The organism is Xanthomonas euroxanthea (genome assembly GCF_903989455.1).
In the GTDB taxonomy this organism is placed as follows: Bacteria; Pseudomonadota; Gammaproteobacteria; order Xanthomonadales; family Xanthomonadaceae; genus Xanthomonas; species Xanthomonas euroxanthea.
Genome location: NZ_LR861803.1, coordinates 2,200,933 through 2,217,769, shown reverse-complemented (window position 1 = coordinate 2,217,769; position 16,837 = coordinate 2,200,933). Strand labels below are relative to the sequence as shown.

14 protein-coding genes and 1 tRNA gene are annotated in these 16,837 nt (G+C 65.6%); 10 read left to right on the top strand and 5 right to left on the bottom strand.

Features of this window, described 5'->3' with window-relative positions; translation table 11 throughout:
• Positions 1-16: 16 nt before the first annotated feature.
• Positions 17-1,717 carry a ShlB/FhaC/HecB family hemolysin secretion/activation protein gene (locus H7A86_RS09520; RefSeq protein WP_119132075.1) on the bottom strand — a complete coding sequence of 567 codons (1,701 nt, stop codon included), beginning with the start codon at positions 1,715-1,717 and terminating at the stop codon, positions 17-19.
• 743 nt (positions 1,718-2,460) lie between these two features.
• Between H7A86_RS09520 and H7A86_RS09515 the strand changes: the two genes are divergently transcribed.
• The 4 genes from H7A86_RS09515 to pgaD are packed head-to-tail and all read left to right on the top strand — an operon-like array spanning position 2,461 to position 7,999.
• Positions 2,461-4,419 carry a tetratricopeptide repeat protein gene (locus H7A86_RS09515; protein ID WP_119132076.1) on the top strand — a complete coding sequence of 653 codons (1,959 nt, stop codon included), beginning with the start codon at positions 2,461-2,463 and terminating at the stop codon, positions 4,417-4,419.
• Positions 4,401-6,299 carry a poly-beta-1,6-N-acetyl-D-glucosamine N-deacetylase PgaB gene (pgaB, locus tag H7A86_RS09510; protein WP_119132077.1) on the top strand — a complete coding sequence of 633 codons (1,899 nt, stop codon included), beginning with the start codon at positions 4,401-4,403 and terminating at the stop codon, positions 6,297-6,299. Before H7A86_RS09515 ends, pgaB begins: the two co-directional genes overlap by 19 nt.
• A gap of 3 nt (positions 6,300-6,302) precedes the next feature.
• Positions 6,303-7,556, top strand: coding sequence for a poly-beta-1,6-N-acetyl-D-glucosamine synthase (gene pgaC / locus H7A86_RS09505; RefSeq protein WP_104585337.1), 1,254 nt, complete (start codon positions 6,303-6,305; stop codon positions 7,554-7,556).
• Entirely contained in the window at positions 7,553-7,999 is a 447-nt protein-coding gene (gene pgaD / locus H7A86_RS09500; protein WP_104585335.1) for a poly-beta-1,6-N-acetyl-D-glucosamine biosynthesis protein PgaD, read from the top strand. The genes pgaC and pgaD overlap by 4 nt, the downstream gene beginning before the upstream one ends.
• A 210-nt stretch (positions 8,000-8,209) precedes the next feature.
• Here pgaD and H7A86_RS09495 read toward each other — a convergent pair whose 3' ends face one another.
• From H7A86_RS09495 to H7A86_RS09480, 4 genes are all read right to left on the bottom strand, one after another.
• Complete coding sequence (locus H7A86_RS09495) at positions 8,210-8,455, bottom strand: hypothetical protein (RefSeq protein ID WP_119132078.1); 246 nt, start codon at positions 8,453-8,455, stop codon at positions 8,210-8,212.
• A gap of 94 nt (positions 8,456-8,549) precedes the next feature.
• Positions 8,550-9,005 carry an outer membrane lipoprotein gene (locus H7A86_RS09490; protein WP_119132079.1) on the bottom strand — a complete coding sequence of 152 codons (456 nt, stop codon included), beginning with the start codon at positions 9,003-9,005 and terminating at the stop codon, positions 8,550-8,552.
• A complete protein-coding gene (locus H7A86_RS09485; RefSeq protein ID WP_104648610.1) occupies positions 9,002-9,568 on the bottom strand; it encodes a UDP-N-acetylglucosamine acyltransferase in 567 nt (188 codons plus the stop codon). The genes H7A86_RS09490 and H7A86_RS09485 overlap by 4 nt, the downstream gene beginning before the upstream one ends.
• A 1,102-nt stretch (positions 9,569-10,670) precedes the next feature.
• Positions 10,671-10,747, bottom strand: a tRNA-Arg gene (locus H7A86_RS09480).
• Positions 10,748-10,880: 133 nt separating this feature from the next.
• On the opposite strand from H7A86_RS09480, the gene amaB reads away from it, so the two are divergent.
• The 6 genes from amaB (at position 10,881) to H7A86_RS09450 (ending at position 16,825) form a co-directional block, all read left to right on the top strand.
• Positions 10,881-12,413 carry an L-piperidine-6-carboxylate dehydrogenase gene (amaB, locus tag H7A86_RS09475; protein WP_119132081.1) on the top strand — a complete coding sequence of 511 codons (1,533 nt, stop codon included), beginning with the start codon at positions 10,881-10,883 and terminating at the stop codon, positions 12,411-12,413.
• Between the two features lie 342 nt (positions 12,414-12,755).
• Entirely contained in the window at positions 12,756-13,040 is a 285-nt protein-coding gene (locus H7A86_RS09470) for a DUF4190 domain-containing protein (RefSeq protein ID WP_104648608.1), read from the top strand.
• Positions 13,041-13,042: 2 nt separating this feature from the next.
• Positions 13,043-13,810 (top strand): class I SAM-dependent methyltransferase, encoded by a 768-nt coding sequence (locus tag H7A86_RS09465; protein ID WP_180708099.1) that lies wholly within the window; start codon positions 13,043-13,045, stop codon positions 13,808-13,810.
• A 5-nt stretch (positions 13,811-13,815) separates the two neighbouring features.
• Entirely contained in the window at positions 13,816-14,871 is a 1,056-nt protein-coding gene (locus tag H7A86_RS09460; protein ID WP_119132083.1) for a quinone-dependent dihydroorotate dehydrogenase, read from the top strand.
• The gene (murB, locus tag H7A86_RS09455; protein WP_115676810.1) at positions 14,868-15,920 is read left to right on the top strand and encodes a UDP-N-acetylmuramate dehydrogenase; all 1,053 of its coding nucleotides are present in this window, start codon (positions 14,868-14,870) and stop codon (positions 15,918-15,920) included. The genes H7A86_RS09460 and murB overlap by 4 nt, the downstream gene beginning before the upstream one ends.
• On the top strand, positions 15,914-16,825 hold the full coding sequence (locus tag H7A86_RS09450; RefSeq protein ID WP_104585321.1) for a DMT family transporter: 912 nt from the start codon (positions 15,914-15,916) through the stop codon (positions 16,823-16,825). The genes murB and H7A86_RS09450 overlap by 7 nt, the downstream gene beginning before the upstream one ends.
• Positions 16,826-16,837: the final 12 nt, after the last annotated feature.

Here is a 16,837-nt window from a genome sequence, read left to right as displayed (position 1 = left end):
GGCGGCGCGATCCATGTCAGAACTGGTAGATCACACGCGCGCCATATGCCGGCTGCGCGCTTCCAAACCCATCCGGGCGATGAATCGCCCAGCCGGCAAATGCATCGATGCTGGCGCCGAACCAACCGCCGCGCAGACCCACCGCACCGCCCACCAGGCTGCGCCCGCGCAGGCCGCTGGCACTGGTGCCATCGATGCGGCCGGCATCCAGGCCCAGGTACGGTGTCAGCCCGATCTGCTGGATCGGAAAACTCAAGGTGTTGCGCCAGTACGCGCCTTTTTCCGCGCCCAGGGTCGCTTCGCCATCGAAGCCGCGCACGCTGTAGCGGCCCCCGATGGTGACGAACTCCGACCCGAGCAGCAGCTCGCCTGCGGTTTGCGCACGCAGGCTGCTCTCCCACGCCATCGGCACCGGGCCCAGCTTGAACGGCATGGCGGTGCTCACGTCCAGCGTGGTCACGCCATAACGGAATGTCGGGAACCCGATCTGCGGGTCGTAACCAGTCCACTGGCTGTTGAACCACGGCGTGCCGCGCCGATGCGCGATGCGCACGTCCAGCTGCATCGCGCCCAGATAGCGGCGGTGAGTGAAGTAAAACTCCGCGCTGCTGGTATCGCGACGCTGGATGCCGATCTCCACGCCATCCAGATAGCTGCGCGCACGCCGCCGGCCAACCGTGACACCGGCGGAGGTCTTGCTGGTGCCATTGCGGTGCAACACGCGCTGGATATCCAGCTGCGCGTTGCTGGATTCGCCGCTGGACTGGAAGGTCTGCAAAAATCCGTCCACGCGCTGGTGATAGCGGTATGACGAGGCCGACAACGCAAACGTCCACCAGCCCCACGGCAGGTTGTAACTGAGACTGTTGCCACGCGTGCCGCGCTCTTCGTCGCGCGTGGCCAGGTCATGGCTGTAGCCGACGCTAAGCAGATCGTTGAGGCCCAGCGGGTTATCCAGCGAAACATCCAGCCCGCCTTGCACGCGGCCGGTAGCGTCCACGCCCGAGTCGTCGGCATTGGCCACGCCACGCCAGCGCCGACCGTGCTGCAAGGTGATGACCAGATCCGACTCGCCCGGTGCCTCGCCCGGCGCGATGTCGATCTTGGCGTCCTGCGATGGTAGTCGCTTGAACTGCTCCACCGCCTGCTCGATCGCACGCAGGTCCAGCAGATCGCCGTGCCGTAGCGGCAGCGCGCTCTTCCAATGTTCGCCGCCGGTGTCGGAAACCAGGCGCACCGCACGCAAGCGGCCGGGCATCAATTCGAAACGCAGTTCGCCGCGCGAGAGATCCTGTTCGGGCACGCCGATGCGCGTGGTGACCAGGCCACGCGCGACCAGCTGATCCAGGGCGCGACGGCGGATGATGTCGATACCGGCGCGACCGATGCAGCGGCCTTCATAGCGACGCAGCGCCTTCCACAACCACGCAAAGCGCGCGCCGTCGTTCCCTGCACCGGACAGGCGCACGCGGGCGATCGGAAAACACAGCTTCTCCTCGGGCAACACGGTGCTGCGCGCATCCAGGCGCTCGGCATCCTCGCGCGGGCCGGCGAAAGGTGCTTGTCGCTCCTGTTCCTGACGCCGCTGAATCTCCTCGGCCTGGCGCAATTGCTCCTGGCGATCCAGCGTTGTCGGTGCTGTTTGTTGTGCAGCCGCCAGCCCGGCGACAGCCCATAGGCAAGCCGCCAGCGCCGTTGACGCCGAACGCATCCACATCTGTCCTGCCCCCTGATACGGCGGGCCATGCCTTGGCACGCCGTCGCCTACACCGCCATGCCTGGCCACCAAAACGGCGCCGTAGTTCTTCAGCACAACGAATTCGGCGCAACTGTGACGGAACGTTAAAAATCGGTCAACGCGCCGTGTAGGGATCACCCTGTAAGAAAAACCCGACTCGCCCGATTATGTGATGCAAATCACATAAAAGGGACCGAGGAGCCCTACTTCTCCGTTTGCCTAGCCAATTACGTCGAGCCTAGTTCCGGATACGTCCGACATCTCAGCGCTAAAGTAGAAGTGAGGCGATAACTTTTACTGCCATATCGAATTACCTTCCAACGTTGAAATTCGATGGGTTCTAGGCAGGGCCGTACTTCAGTAAACAGGCTCGACAGTTCCAGTGGAGGTCTCACAAGTCCGGTCGACTAACCCGTACTCGGTTAAATTGAGACGCAATTCTCATTTCAAACGAGCTCATCCGATGAAGGTCGCGTCAATTTCTTGACGACGTAGACTTTACATAGGCATACGCAGTATCGCCGGTCGTCATACGCCCGGATCGCTAATGCACTGCCTCCTCCCCCAGCTCTTGCAACCACGTGCGTCGCGGTTGTCCTGACCGCTCAGGCCCATTCACCCCTCTGCTCAGCCTTGCTTTGATTGCCGCATGTGTGCCCCAAGCGCACAGTGGTGAAGTGCGGCCGAACGCGGTGACTGACGCCTCCATCGCCCCCACTCCCATGCGGCAGGCCGAGCAGTTACGCAGCCAGCAGCGGTATGCGGATGCCTTGGCCATTTACGAGCGCGTGTTGCGTGCGAACCCAAGGGATCGTGGCGCCTACACCATGCGCGCGATCACGCTGAGCGATCTTGGCAGTGCGCAGCTTGCGGCAGAGGCCGTATGGCGGCATCCGGACTGGTTCTCGCAGCAGGAGCGCGAGCGCATCGAAAACGACCGCGTCGCCCGCATGATCGGGTGGGCCAGCGCCGAGCCCATCGATGCCGTGCACCGCTACGCGGAGACCGACCAGGCCCTGGTCAACATCGCCCGCATCGAACGCGAATCACCGCCGACGTCGAGGTGGGAAGCCACGCGGCTGCGTGTCGATGGCCTGGCCGCACTCAACCAGCGTCAGCGACATCGCGACGTGGTGGCCAGCTACCAGGCCTTGAGAGCAGAAGGCATCGACGTTCCCGCGTATGTGCTGCCGACGGTCGGCGATTCGCTGATGGGCCTGCGCCGCCCGGCCGAGGCCGAGGCCGTGCTGCGGCAAGCCTTGCAGCACACCCCGGACGACTTCAATACCCGGCTGTTGCTGGGCTACGCCCTGCTGGAGCAGGAACGCTTCGATCTGGCAATGCCACTGTTCGAAACGCTCGCGGCCACGCAGGCACCCTGGCCGCGTCGCAACGGTGCGAACAGCGGCTACGAAAACTGGGATCGCTTCAGCGCAGATATCGCCCTGGCCACCGCGCGCTCGGCCGCCAATGACAATCGCGGCGCGGACCGCCTGCTGCGCGAGCGCGTGGCCATCGGCCCCGACAACGCGGAACTGCAGGCGGCACTGGCCTCGATCGAATTCCGTCGCGGGCACCCCGGCAAAGCGCTGCAGCGTAACGCGGTGGCATTGACGCTGGATCCGCATCAAAAACAGGCGCGCAGTGGAGTGGTCGAGGCGCAGCGCGATCTGGATTGCCTGGACCTGGCCGATGCGACATTTGCCCCGTTGCGCAAGGAATATCCGGATGACGCCGGCCTGCAACGGCTTGGCGCTTCGCTGGAACGTCAACGCGGCTGGCAGGTGCATCTGAGCCATGCACGCGGACGCAGCGACAACGACACCCTGACCAACAGCACCTCGCCGCTGGGCAACGACTTCGGTAGTACGTTGCTGGAAGCCGAATCGCCATTTCTCGGCGAAGGCTGGCGTGTGGGTTTGCGTGCACGCGACGACTGGGCCGACTTCCAGGACACGCGTGTGCGCTATCGCAGCTTCTGGCTGGGAACGCACTATCACTACGACCGCCTGGATGTCAGTGCGTACGGCGGACGGGCGCTCGACGACTTCGATCGCGATGGCACCGCCTGGGCACTGGATGCCGGCTGGCGTTTTTCCGATGCCTGGTACGGCAGCGTCGCCTGGCGCACGCGCGATCCGGAAGCCTCATTGCAGGCCCGCCGCTTCGGCATCACCGGCGACAGTATCGGCGCGGCCCTGCGCTGGACACCCAACGACGAAAGCCGTTGGGAACTGCAGGCACGCCAATTGCGTTACAGCGACGGCAATCGGCGCGATCAACTCGATCTTTCGGGCAGCCAGCGCCTGTGGGCCAGCCCGCACCTGCTGCTCGATGGCCTGTTCGCCGCTTCGGCCGGACGCGCCGAAGACGACCGCGCCGTCAATTACTTCAATCCGCGCCGCAACTCTGCGGTGGCCGCCGGCGTGCGCATCGATCAGATCGGCTGGCGTCGCTACGACTACGCCTTCCGGCAGCGACTGGAGGTCACGGTCGGGCCGACCTATCAGTCCGGCTTCGGTAGCCAGTGGGTGCCCGGCGCGGCCTACCGGCACCTGTGGTCGCTGGGCGACGGCAGTGCGCTCAGCTACGGCGTGAGCTGGTCGCGCCCGGTCTACGACGGCCAGCGCGAACAACAACTTGGATTCGACCTGGATTTCCGATGGGGAGGTACGCCTTGATCCGCCTGCCGCTGCTGCTGGTCGCCTTGTTGCTGATGACGTTCGCGTCGTCGGCGCAGGCGGGCCTGCTGGTGCTCAGCTACCACGATGTTCGCGACGATGTCGCCGCCAAGGGCGATCCCGATCGTTATGCGGTGTCCACCAGCAACTTCGCCGCACATCTGGACTGGCTGCGCTCGCATGCCTATCACCCGGTGAGCGTGCAGCAGGTGCTGGATGCACGTGCCGGCAAGCGTGCCCTGCCCTCCAGGCCGGTGTTGCTGACCTTCGACGACGGCTTGCGCAGCGTCTACACGCGTGTGTTCCCGTTATTGCAGGCCTACGGCTATCCCGCGCTGGTCGCACCCGTCACCAGCTGGGTCGAATTGCCCGCCGGCCAGGTGGTGCCCTACGGCCATCGCGATTTCACCCACGAGGATTTCGTCACCTGGGCGCAGCTGCGCGAGATGCAGGACAGCGGCCTGGTCGAAATCGGCTCGCACAGCGACGATCTGCACAAGGGCATCGCGGGCAACCCGTTCGGCAATCAGACCCCGGCGGCGGTCACCCGGCGCTGGGATGCAGGCAAGGGCTACGAGAGCGAAGCGGAGTATCGCCAGCGCATCCAGACCGATCTGCGCCATAGCCGCGACGCCATCGTGGCGCATCTGGGCACACCGTCGCGCGCCATGGTGTGGCCGTATGCCGCCTACAACCGCGCCAGCAACGCCATTGCCGCGCAACTGGGCATGACGCTGAGCTTCGACCTGGAAGGCCGCTCGCACGAAGCCGATATCGGCCAGCAGGGCCGCGACCGCGTGGACGGGCAATCGCTGGCCAGCCTCGGCCGCCTGTTGCTGTTCAACAATCCCGATGTGCGCGACCTGGCCGGCGAACTGCGACGCGATCTGTCGCGCGATGGCCTGCGCGCGATCCAGATCGATCTGGACTACGTCTACGACCCGGACCCGACGCAGCTGGCACGCAACCTGGACATCCTGGTCCAGCGGGTCAAGGACATCGGCCCCAGCCATGTGTTCCTGCAGGCCTTCGCCGACCCGGACGGCGATGGCGCCGCCGATGCGTTGTATTTCCCCAACCGCCATCTGCCGATGCGTGCGGACCTGTTCGGGCGTGTGGCCTGGCAGCTGCGTACCCGTGCCGGCGTGCGCGTGTTCGCCTGGCTGCCGGTGCTGGGCTTCCATCTGCCCGATGCACAGCAGCAGGCGGCGCTGCAGATTCGCGGCAAGGACGCCAAGGATGTGCCGCGCCTGGATCCGGGCAATCCGCGCACGCAGCAGCTGGTCGCCGACATCTACGAAGACCTGGCCGCCAACACCTACTTCGAAGGCCTGCTGTTCCATGACGATGCCTATCTGCGCGACGACGAAGTGCCTGCCTACGGCAATGGCGACCCGACCAGGCGCACGCAGCAGCTGATCGGTTTCACCCATGAGTTGAAGGCAGCCGCCGAACGCTGGCGACCCAAGCTGGTGACGGTGCGCAACCTGTTCGCGCAGCCAGTGCTGGAGCCGCACAGCGAAGCCTGGTTTGCGCAGCGCCTGGACGCCTTTGCTTCGGCCTACGACTACACCGCGCTGATGGCGATGCCGTACATGGAGCAGGCCAACGATCCGCAGCAGTGGCTGCAGCAGCTGGCACAGCGTGTCGGCCAGCAGCCGCATGGTTTGGAGAACACCATTTTCGAACTGCAGACCGTGGACTGGCGCACCGGCAAGCCATTGCCTGACGGTGTGCTGCTCGCACACAGCAAGTTGCTCCTGGCTGCGGGCGTGCGCCATCTGGCGTACTACCCCGACGACTTCATCGGCGGCCACCCGTCTCTTCCCGAAGCGCGCGAGGCCATGTCGGCTCGGCAATTCCCATATATCGAGCGGTAGCCGATGACGACCAGCCTCCTGTTGGGCGCCCTGTTCAACTTCGCGTTTTTCTATCCCATCATCATGGCGTTCTTCTGGATGATCGGAGGCACGTACTACTACCTGCGACGCGAACGCGGCACGCCCGGCCCCTCGTCGCCGCCACCGTTGGCCAGCGAGCCGTTCGTATCGCTGCTGGTGCCCTGCTACAACGAGGCCAAGCATGTCGGCGAAACCATCGCCGCGATGAGCGCGCAGAACTATCCGGATTTCGAGATCATCGCCATCAACGATGGCAGCAGCGACAACACGGCCGAGGCGCTCGACGATCTCACGCACCAGCATCCGCGCCTGCGCGTGGTGCACCTGGAGCAGAACCACGGCAAGGCCAACGCACTGCGGGTCGGCACGCTGGCATCGCGCTCGGACTATCTGGTGTGCGTGGATGCCGACGCCATCCTGGACCCGAATGCCACGCGCTGGATGGTGGGCCACCTGATCTCTGGCCCGCGCGTCGGCGGTGTCACCGGCAATCCGCGCGTGCGCAACCGCACCACGCTGATGGGCCGCATGCAGGTGGGCGAATTTTCCGCCATCGTGGGCCTGATCAAACGTGCGCAGCGCGTCTACGGGCGCCTGTTCACCGTGTCGGGCGTGATCTGCGCGTTTCGCCGCTCGGCGCTGCACCACGTCGGCTTCTGGTCCGACAACATGGTCACCGAAGACATCGACATCTCCTGGCGTCTGCAGCTGGACGACTGGGATATCCGCTACGAGCCCAACGCGCTGTGCTGGATCCTGATGCCGGAGACCTTCCGTGGCCTGTGGATGCAGCGCCTGCGCTGGGCACGCGGTGGCGTGGAAGTGCTGCTGAGCCATGGCCGCCGCGTGCTGTCCTGGCGCAGCCGACGCATGTGGGGCGTGTTGCTGGAATACGCGCTCAGCCTGGCCTGGGCCTACACCATGCTCTTCATCATCGTGCTGTGGCTGCTTGGCAAGGTCATCCCGCTGCCGCCTGCGCTGTACGTCGACACCATCCTGCCGCGCTGGCACGGCCTGGTGCTGGCGGTGGTGTGCCTGATGCAGTTCGCCACCAGCCTGGTGATCGAACGCCGCTACGAAAAAGGCCTGGCGCGCCAGTTCTTCTGGGTGATCTGGTATCCGGTCGCCTTCTGGATGATCGGCATGCTCACTGCCGTCATCGCCTTCCCCCGCGCCCTGCTCGCACGTCGCAGCAAACGCGCCCGCTGGAAAAGCCCCGACCGAGGAATCCAATGACACCGCCCATCATCAACCTGCCACAACGCCTCGGCCGCTCGCGCCGCCTCGCCTACGGCGCCGCCACCGCCGGCGCCTGGATGGTCTATTTCTATCTGTGGGCACCACTGGCAACGCTGATCGCCTGGTTCTTCGGCCTGCGCAGCGCCTACACAGAGCTGTATCTCAAGCACAACGCCCTGGACCCGTTCGCGCTGGGCGCCCTGCCGGTGATCGCACTGATGAGCGCCATCACCACCGTCGGCTGGGCCGAGTACAACCGCATCCGCTTCGCCAAGGCCGACCGGCGCAAGCGCCGCCCCACCGTGCTCGAACCGGAAGTCGATCAACGCCTGGGCGTCCCCGAACAGCTCGGCAGCCTGCTACGCCATAGCCGCATCTCGTCGGTGGCGATGGACAAGTTTGCGCGGCCGGTGGGGGTGCGGGTGGTACGGCGCGGGTGAGTGGTTCTTGCAGTTCGTGCAACATCCCTGCGCCTGATGAACAGGCGCATCGTACAGTGGAGATTTCGCCGGCATTACCCCCATTGCTACGAGGAGTCAAGTGACGAAGAAGTACGCGATCGCCCTAAAGATCGAACCCCACTCTGGCGGGGTTTTTGCTTTGCGGGGGTGTCTAGCTACGCGTGCTTAGATCGTTCGGGCTGCTAGGTCCTACCTTGGCAGTTCACCTTTCAGAGGCTGCACGACTTGCAACGTCGGTTGCCCCGCATCATCCAGACGCTGAGCAATAAAGTGCAGCTGCTGCGACATTGTCGCTAGTGCAGTGTTCGTCTTGCGCTGCTCCGCCAGCAGTTGTCCCAGTAGCGGCTTGATGCCAAAGACAGCAAACGGCACCAGCAGCCACAACACCGACAGCACCAGGCCGAAGATCGCAGCTGCGAAGTAGATCAGTTCCATGAGTCAGCCCTAAACTAAAATTTTCGAAGGTTTTTCCGACGCGAGTAGGTCCGCACTGGCCCATCTATGCTTTTGCGGGGTCTGGCGCTGCCGATCAGTTGCGAGGATCGGCGATCAGCCTGGACGGCGAGCCGTACAGAACCAGCACGCGGGCGCCTGCCACAAATGCGGGTGTTGCACCCTGCACTACCGTCATCAGTGATCCGTTTTCGGTCTGGACGACGTACTCCATGCCCTCCGCTCGCGCCGCCGAACGCTCAGCTGCAGCACCGACGATGGCGCCGACGACCAGTCCGCCAACCGCTCCGACTGCGTTGGCCCGACCGCTGCCCCCCATCGATGAGCCAGCAATGCCGCCCACAGCCGCGCCCGCCGCGGCGCCGCCACCCTGTGTGCCATCGATCGAAACAGCGCGCGCACTGATCACCGTGCCTGCTACGGTTCGGTTGACTTGGCCAACCGAACCCACCGAGTAGCTGTCGGTGCGCACATTAGGTGCGCACCCAGCCACTGCGGCCGTGAGGATGGCCGCGACGATGAGAGACTTCACGGGGTCGCCTGGCTGCTCGGGAACATCGGCTTGCTGACGTCGACCGTTTCCAACGCCTGCAGGAACAGCGCAATGTTGTTCTGGGCAGAGCGATTGATAGACTCGCGAGCGCGGATCACGCCGGCGAACGCATAGCCTGCCGGCACAGTGCCCGAAGCGCTCACGTCCTGGGTGTAGACGATGCTGCCGTTGGCTCGATCGATCAGCTCGTAGCGCGCGATGGTCTTGGTGGTCATGGATGCGCCGAACGACGGTATGTCGATCGCCAGGATCTTGACCGACAAGCTCAGCTTACGTGGCGCGTCGTCGCGGAAGATCGCCATTCGGTTGAGCGCCTCAGTGAGCGCGTTCTCCCACATGTCCGGTATTTCATGCTGCGCCTCGGGCGGCACCTTGCCCTTTGCCTCGTCCGGCCGGGCCAACGTGACCGTGAGCGACTTCAGCTCAGCATCGAGCTTCTTGCTGCTGACCCCTACGCCCGGCACTGAGAAGTTGAGCGGCGGATTGGCCGCACAGCCAGAAAGCGCCGCGATTACGATCACAGCGGCGAGTAGCTTCTTCATTCCATTCCCCTGTTGCTTCCATTGCGGCATGGGGCCGCACCCCTATAGCTAACGCGATAGTAACAAATGACTTGAACTGCACTAGATAAACATCTACCCAGCTATCGATGTCGCAGACCAGCAGCCAGCCGTCCCCACGTTCGGCTGGCACGAGCCCTCCGCCAATTTGACGAGCCGATGCTGGCGGCAAGACTGGTGTCGGTGAACAGGCGTTTCGCATGAGCTCGCCAGGCATTCGGAACCTGGATGCAGTCGTCGTCACATTCGTCGCGACAGAAATCATCGCGACAAACATGGTGACTTGCTTTCAGCACGTGCGGCGAACTAGGCCGGAGGGACTAGCCTGCAGAAGGGGCGCCTGCCCTGTAATTGCAGTCGTCCGTGCTTCGGCAGACGAGGCGATGTCCAGGACATGCTGGACTGCTTTACGGGCATGAGCAGCCGAACGCAGTGAGCAGGTGCCAATAACGAATCAGCAGTTGGTGCCGAGCAAGCGCCACAGCGGCCGCAGCTGGCGCCAGTTCGAGGCGCGCTGGAGTCGAAGGGCTACCGCGTGGAGTGGCGCCAACGATCACCGCATGGCACCGCGGCGAGCCGATACTGGTTGCGCCGGAGCTGGTCCCCTTCATCACCAAGCACTCGAACGCGGGTATTCAGCGCACCATGCGTGCCGAGGAGCCCGCGCGTACGATCTGCGCTGGCGTGAAGGGAGGCCGCTTCTCGACGGTAGCGCCAGTGCTGGCCAAGTTCCGTGGCGGTATCGACGGGTGCCCGGTCACCGAGCCGGTGCGGACGGATCACCGCTGGCGGCGGCGACGAGCTCCCTGCAGGTGCAGTGCACGCGCTTAGGCTGATCGCGCCGACGCTGGTGCAGACCGGCTACGGCGAGCGAGAGGGCCAAGCGCCACGCTCACTAGACCTCCAGCAGCCTCTCGGAAGCCTCGTCGCGGGCGACGTGCAGGATGCGATCGCCGCGCCGTGCCTGGCGCAGAGGGGACACGGCGAGGGGAAGACGCGCGGCAGCCGCTTTGGCCACGTTATCGGCCTGCGTATGCTCAAGCCGTACGAGCTTCCCGCGCGCAGGGCTTGGCTTGTTGCTTCCTGGTGACCCCGGCCCGATTCGAACGGGCGACCTTCCCCTTAGGAGGGGGACGCTCTATCCAGCTGAGCTACGGGGCCAAGGCGGGCATTGTCGCACGATCGTTGCGATTGCCAAGCCGGTGGGTGGTTGGCGGAGCCTGCTAAAATCGGCGGCTACCCGTGTCGCGACGGCCCTGGCTGCCGCGCGACCGTCCCGACCTTTGGAGATCCCATGTCCGCTGACCTGCTCAAGGCGCTCGACCTCGCCGCGTCCAATTCCGGTACTTATCTTGGCGAGGCGACCTGGTCGCAGGCGACCGGCGCCGGGGTGCTGCAGCCGCTCAATCCGACCACCAATGCGGTGATCGCCGATGTGCAGGCGACCACGCCGGAGGATTACGAGCTGATCGTCCAGCGTGCGCAGGCCGCCTTCAAGGTCTGGCGGACCACGCCAGCGCCGCGCCGTGGGGAAGCCGTCCGCCTGTGTGGCGAGGCGCTGCGCGCGCACAAGGATGCGCTGGGCTCGCTGGTGGCGCTGGAAATGGGCAAGAGCAAGCCCGAGGGCGATGGCGAGGTGCAGGAGATGATCGACATCGCCGACTTTGCAGTGGGCCAGAGCCGCATGCTGTACGGCTACACCATGCATTCGGAGCGTCCCGGCCACCGCATGTACGAGCAGTATCAGCCGCTGGGCCTGGTGGGGATCATCAGCGCGTTCAACTTCCCGGTGGCGGTGTGGGCGTGGAATGCGTTCCTGGCCGCGATCTGCGGCGATATCTGCATCTGGAAGCCGTCCAACAAGACCCCGCTGACCGCGATCGCGACGATGAAGATCTGCAATGCGGCGCTCAAGGACGCCGGCTTCCCGGACATCTTCTTCCTGATCAACGACGCCGGCACCTCCCTGTCCGAGAAGCTGGTCGAGGACAGCCGCATCCCGCTGATCAGCTTCACCGGGTCGACCCAGATCGGCCGCGTGGTTGCGGAAAAGGTCGCGCGCCGCCTGGGCCGTTGCCTGCTGGAACTGGGCGGCAACAACGCCATCATCCTGGACGAAACCGCCGACCTGAAGCTGGCCATCCCCGGCATCGTGTTCGGCGCGGTGGGCACCGCCGGGCAGCGCTGCACCACCACGCGCCGCCTGATCGTGCATGAATCCATCTACGACAACGTGCTGGCCACGCTGGTCAAGGCGTACAAGCAGCTCGACAGCAAGATCGGCGACCCCACCAACCCGGCCAACCTGATGGGCCCGCTCAACAGCCAGGGCGCGGTGGAGCAGTTCCTGGCCTCGATCGCCAAGGCCAAGGCGGCCGGCGGCACGGTCGAAGTGGGCGGCACCGCGATCGATCGCCCTGGCAACTTCGTGCTGCCGGCGATCGTCACCGGGCTGCAGAACAGCGACGCGGTGGTGCAGCACGAGACCTTCGCGCCGATCCTGTACGTGATGAAGTACAGCACGCTGGACGAGGCGATCGAGCTGCAGAACGGCGTGCCGCAGGGCCTGTCGTCGTCGATCTTCACCCAGAACCTGAAGGCGGCCGAGAAGTTCCTGTCGGCGGCCGGCAGCGACTGCGGCATCGCCAACGTCAACATCGGCACCTCCGGTGCGGAGATCGGCGGTGCGTTCGGTGGCGAGAAGGAGACCGGCGGTGGCCGCGAATCCGGCTCGGATGCGTGGAAGGTCTATATGCGTCGCCAGACCAATACGATCAACTACTCCGACTCGCTGCCGCTGGCACAGGGCATCAAGTTCGATCTCTGATCGACGTGTGCAGGCGCGCCGGGCATCGCGCCGGCGCGCTGTCGCATGCGTGCCGGACCATGGCTGCTCCGGTGCGTCCGCGCCCGGCATCCACGCTCCCGGCGGCGTGGCCCCGATGCCGTGGTCACAGCCGTGAGTCGCACCTGCGCATCATCTGGGCGTCCAAGGTTTCCCTCGCCGCTCAGTCCGATGCTGGGGGCGAGCAGACATCCAGCCCCGCCCGTTCGCGTCAAACCCGACCACGCGATCGCGTTTGGCCGCAGATGGCACGCCATTCGGGCGGCGGCTCTGGGATAATCGGGCCACGCCAGCCGTCGGCTGCCGCCACTTCAGGAGTTCATGATGAACGTCGTCGTTCGACAGACCAGCGCCATGGCCATCGTCAGCCTGGTCTCGGGCATTCTCGGCTGGACGCTGATCCCGTTCCTCGGCAGCCTCTGCGCCATCATCACCGGCCACATGGCGCGCGCGGAAATCCGCCGCAATCCGCAGGGGCTGGACGGCGACGGGCTGGCCATCGGCGGGCTGATTCTTGGCTGGTTGGCGGTTGCGCTCTGGGTGGCAGGGGTGGCGATCTTCATCCTGTTCTTCGGCGGCCTGGCCTGGCTTGCGGCCGCCAACAGTTGAGCATGGCCGCGCCCTCCTCCGCCCAACGCTTCAACGACCGCGTCGCGGCCTATGTGCGCTACCGGCCAAGCTATCCGCCACAACTGCTGCGCTGGCTGCACGAAGAGCTGGGCGTGACGCCGGCCACCACGGTGGCCGATATCGGTGCCGGCACCGGCATCTCCAGCCGGCTGTTCCTGGAGGCCGGCTATCCGGTCACGGCGGTGGAACCCAACCCGGCCATGCGCGAAGCCGCGCAACAGTGGCTGGCGGAGTTCCCCACCTTCCGCGCGGTCGACGGCACCGCCGAGGCCACCGGGCTGGCCGCTGCCAGTGTCGGATTGGTGTCCGTAGCACAGGCCTTCCACTGGTTCGACGTTCGGGCGGTGCGCGCCGAATGGGCGCGCATCCTGCAGCCCGGCGGGCTGGCGGTGATCTACTGGAACAGCCGCGAACTGGACACCACCGACTTCCTGCGCGGCTACGAACAACTGCTGCTGGACTACGGCACCGACTATTCGGCCGTGGCCGAGCGCTATCAGGACGATGCCACCATGCAGGCCTGGTTCGGCGACGGCTTCCGCGCGATGGCACGCTTTCCCAACGTGCAACGGCTGGACTTCGATGCCTTGCGTGGCCGGCTGTTGTCTTCGTCATATGCGCCGCTGGCGCATGACCCGCGTCATGTCCCGATGCTCGCCGCGCTGCGCACGCTGTTCGATGCGCACGCGCGCGACGGGCTGATCGACTTCCAATACCAGACCCGGGTGTTCGCCGGGGGATTGAACTGACCCACATGTATTCGCTTGCCCGCCCCCTGCTGTTTTCCCTCGACGCCGAGCGCGCCCATGCGCTGGCATTGCGCTCCATCGATGTTGCCGACCGCACCGGTACCGCGTCGCTGCTGGCCAGGCGCCCGGAGCCGCTGCCGACACCGGCCTTCGGGCTGATGTTTCCCAACCCGGTCGGTCTCGGTGCCGGCCTGGACAAGAACGGCGAGCACATCGATGCGCTGCTTGCGCTTGGCTTTGGGTTTGTCGAGATCGGCACGGTGACCCCGCGGCCGCAGGAGGGCAATCCCAAGCCGCGCATGTTCCGCTTGCCGGAGTACCAGGCGGTGATCAACCGTATGGGCTTCAACAACCTGGGCGTGGATGTGCTGGTGGCCAACGTGCAACGCGCGCGTCGTCGCGGCGGCCTGCTCGGCATCAACATCGGCAAGAACAAGGACACGCCCAACGAAGAGGCAACCAGCGATTACCGCTATTGCATGGAGCGCGTCTACCCGCTGGCCGACTACATCACCGTCAACATCTCCTCGCCCAACACCGCCGGCTTGCGCGAACTGCAGGAAGAACAGGCGCTGCGTCGGCTGATCGCCGACCTGCGCGAAACCCAGGAAGCCCTGGCCGCGCAACACGGCAAGCGCGTGCCGATGCTGGTGAAGGTGGCGCCGGACCTCAACGACCGCGACATCGATGCGGCCGCGCGCGTGCTGGCCGACCTGGCGGTGGATGGCGTGATCGCCACCAACACCACGGTGACGCGCACCTTGATCGCCAATCATCCGCTGGCTGGCGAGGCTGGCGGCCTGTCGGGTGCACCGCTGCTGGGGCAGTCCACGCTGGTGCTGCGCCGCTTGCGCGCCCGCCTGCCCGAGTCGATTCCGTTGATCGGCGTGGGCGGCATCAACTCCGGTGCCGACGCGGTGGCCAAGATGGCGGCCGGCGCGACCCTGGTGCAGTGCTACAGCGGCTTGGTCTATCGCGGGCCGCCGCTGATCGGCGAATGCGTCAATGCGATCCGCCGCCGCCGCGAGGCGCCCAGCGGCGGTGCGGTGTCGCCGTTATGAGCGCTGCAGCGCAGGCCGGCTGGCGCTTGAGCGAGCACGCGCCACTGCGCGCGCTCAACACCTTCCATGTGGAGGCCACGGCACGCTGGTTGCTGGGCATCCACGCACCCGATGCACTGCCGCAGGCGCTGGCGGCACCGGAGATCGCCGGGCAACCACTGCTGGTGTTGGGCAGCGGCAGCAACGTGCTGCTGGCCGGCGACCCGCCGGGCTGCGTGCTGTGTTTCGAAAACCGCGACATCGCCATCATCGCGCACCACGCCGACCATGCCATCGTGCGCGCCGGTGCCGGCGTCAACTGGCATGCGCTGGTGTTGTATTCGCTGCAGCAGGGGTTGTCGGGGCTGGAGAACCTGGCCTTGATTCCTGGCACGGTCGGCGCCTGCCCGATCCAGAACATCGGCGCATACGGCGCGCAGGTGGGCGACTTCATCCATGTGGTGGATGCCTTCGACCTGCAGGCACAGCAATTCGTGCGACTGACTGCGGCCGAGTGCGCCTTTGCCTATCGCGACAGCGTATTCAAGCAGCAGCCGGAGCGTTACCTGATCGTCGCGGTGGAATTCAATCTGCCGCTGCTGCATGAGTTGCGGCTGGACTATGCCGGCATCCGCGAGGAACTGGCCAGCATGGGCGCCGAACTGGCCGGTGCCGCCGATGTGGCGCAGGCGGTGATCAATATCCGTCGGCGCAAGCTGCCGGACCCGGATGTGCTCGGCAATGCCGGCAGCTTCTTCAAGAATCCGTTGCTGCCCAGCGAGCAGATCGCCGCGTTGCAGGCCACATTCGCCGACATGCCGGTGTATCCCGGCGAACAGCCCGGCCAGGGCAAGTTGTCGGCGGCCTGGTTGATCGAACAGTGCGGCTGGAAAGGCCGGCGCGAGGGCGATGCCGGGGTATCGCCGGACCACGCGCTGGTGCTGGTCAACTACGGCACTGCCAGCGGTGCGCAACTGCTGGATGTTGCGCGGCGCATCGCCGAGTCGGTGCGCGAGCGTTATTCGGTGATCCTGGAGCCGGAGCCACGCATCATCGGAGCGCATTGGTGACCGCAGCGCAGGCGTCGCGACGTGCCGCGCTGTGGATGCTCACCAGTACCTTCGCCTTTGGCCTGATGGCCATCTGCATCCGGCTGGCGTCAAGCACGATCGCCACCACCGAGATCGCGTTCTTTCGCAATGCGTTCGGGCTGCTGGCCCTGTTGCCGCTGATCCTGCGCCCCGGCAAGGCGCTGCCGCGCACGCGGCAGTTACCGCAATATCTGGCACGCACCCTGATCGGCCTGGCCTCGATGCTGTGCGGGTTCTGGGCGATCGGCCACCTGCCGTTGTCGCAGGCGATCTCGCTGTCGTACTCCACCCCGTTGTTCGTCACCGTCCTTGCCGTGGTGTGGCTGCGCGAACAGGTGCGCCTGCGGCGCTGGCTGGCGGTGGCGGCCGGATTCATCGGCGTGCTGGTGATCCTGCGGCCGGGCTCGTCCACCTTTACGCCCGGGCTGCTGATTGCGCTGCTGGCAGCGGTGATCAGCGCCGTGGTGGCGATCCAGATCAAGCAGCTCTCGCGCAGCGACGACTCGGACACCGTGGTGTTCTACACCTATGTGTTCTGGGTGCCGATGTCGCTGATTCCGGCACTGTTCCAGTGGACCTGGCCGCACGGTATCGACTGGCTCTGGCTGGCGGCGACCGGCATCTTCGGTACCGCCGGGCAGCTGTTCTGGACGCGCGCGCTCAAGCTGGGCGAAGTCTCCGCACTGCAGCCGATCAGCTTCATGCAGCTGCCGCTGGTGGCGCTGCTGGGCTGGTGGCTGTTCGGCGAGGCGATCGAACACCATACCCTGGTCGGTGCGGCCATCATCATCAGTGCCAACGTCTACATCGCGCATCGTGAAAGCGTGCTGGCACGCCGCGCCGCCACGCATGCGCCGCTGGAAGGCGCAAAACCGGGCGAGTGATCGATCGTCCGC

Coding starts and splice junctions, on each gene's coding strand:
- H7A86_RS09520 (WP_119132075.1), bottom strand. CDS start 1,717: ATGTGGATGCGTTCGGCGTCAACGGCGCTGGCGGCTTGCCTATGGGCT.
- H7A86_RS09515 (WP_119132076.1), top strand. CDS start 2,461: ATGCGGCAGGCCGAGCAGTTACGCAGCCAGCAGCGGTATGCGGATGCC.
- pgaB (WP_119132077.1), top strand. CDS start 4,401: ATGGGGAGGTACGCCTTGATCCGCCTGCCGCTGCTGCTGGTCGCCTTG.
- pgaC (WP_104585337.1), top strand. CDS start 6,303: ATGACGACCAGCCTCCTGTTGGGCGCCCTGTTCAACTTCGCGTTTTTC.
- pgaD (WP_104585335.1), top strand. CDS start 7,553: ATGACACCGCCCATCATCAACCTGCCACAACGCCTCGGCCGCTCGCGC.
- H7A86_RS09495 (WP_119132078.1), bottom strand. CDS start 8,455: ATGGAACTGATCTACTTCGCAGCTGCGATCTTCGGCCTGGTGCTGTCG.
- H7A86_RS09485 (WP_104648610.1), bottom strand. CDS start 9,568: ATGAAGAAGCTACTCGCCGCTGTGATCGTAATCGCGGCGCTTTCTGGC.
- amaB (WP_119132081.1), top strand. CDS start 10,881: ATGTCCGCTGACCTGCTCAAGGCGCTCGACCTCGCCGCGTCCAATTCC.
- H7A86_RS09470 (WP_104648608.1), top strand. CDS start 12,756: ATGAACGTCGTCGTTCGACAGACCAGCGCCATGGCCATCGTCAGCCTG.
- H7A86_RS09465 (WP_180708099.1), top strand. CDS start 13,043: ATGGCCGCGCCCTCCTCCGCCCAACGCTTCAACGACCGCGTCGCGGCC.
- H7A86_RS09460 (WP_119132083.1), top strand. CDS start 13,816: ATGTATTCGCTTGCCCGCCCCCTGCTGTTTTCCCTCGACGCCGAGCGC.
- murB (WP_115676810.1), top strand. CDS start 14,868: ATGAGCGCTGCAGCGCAGGCCGGCTGGCGCTTGAGCGAGCACGCGCCA.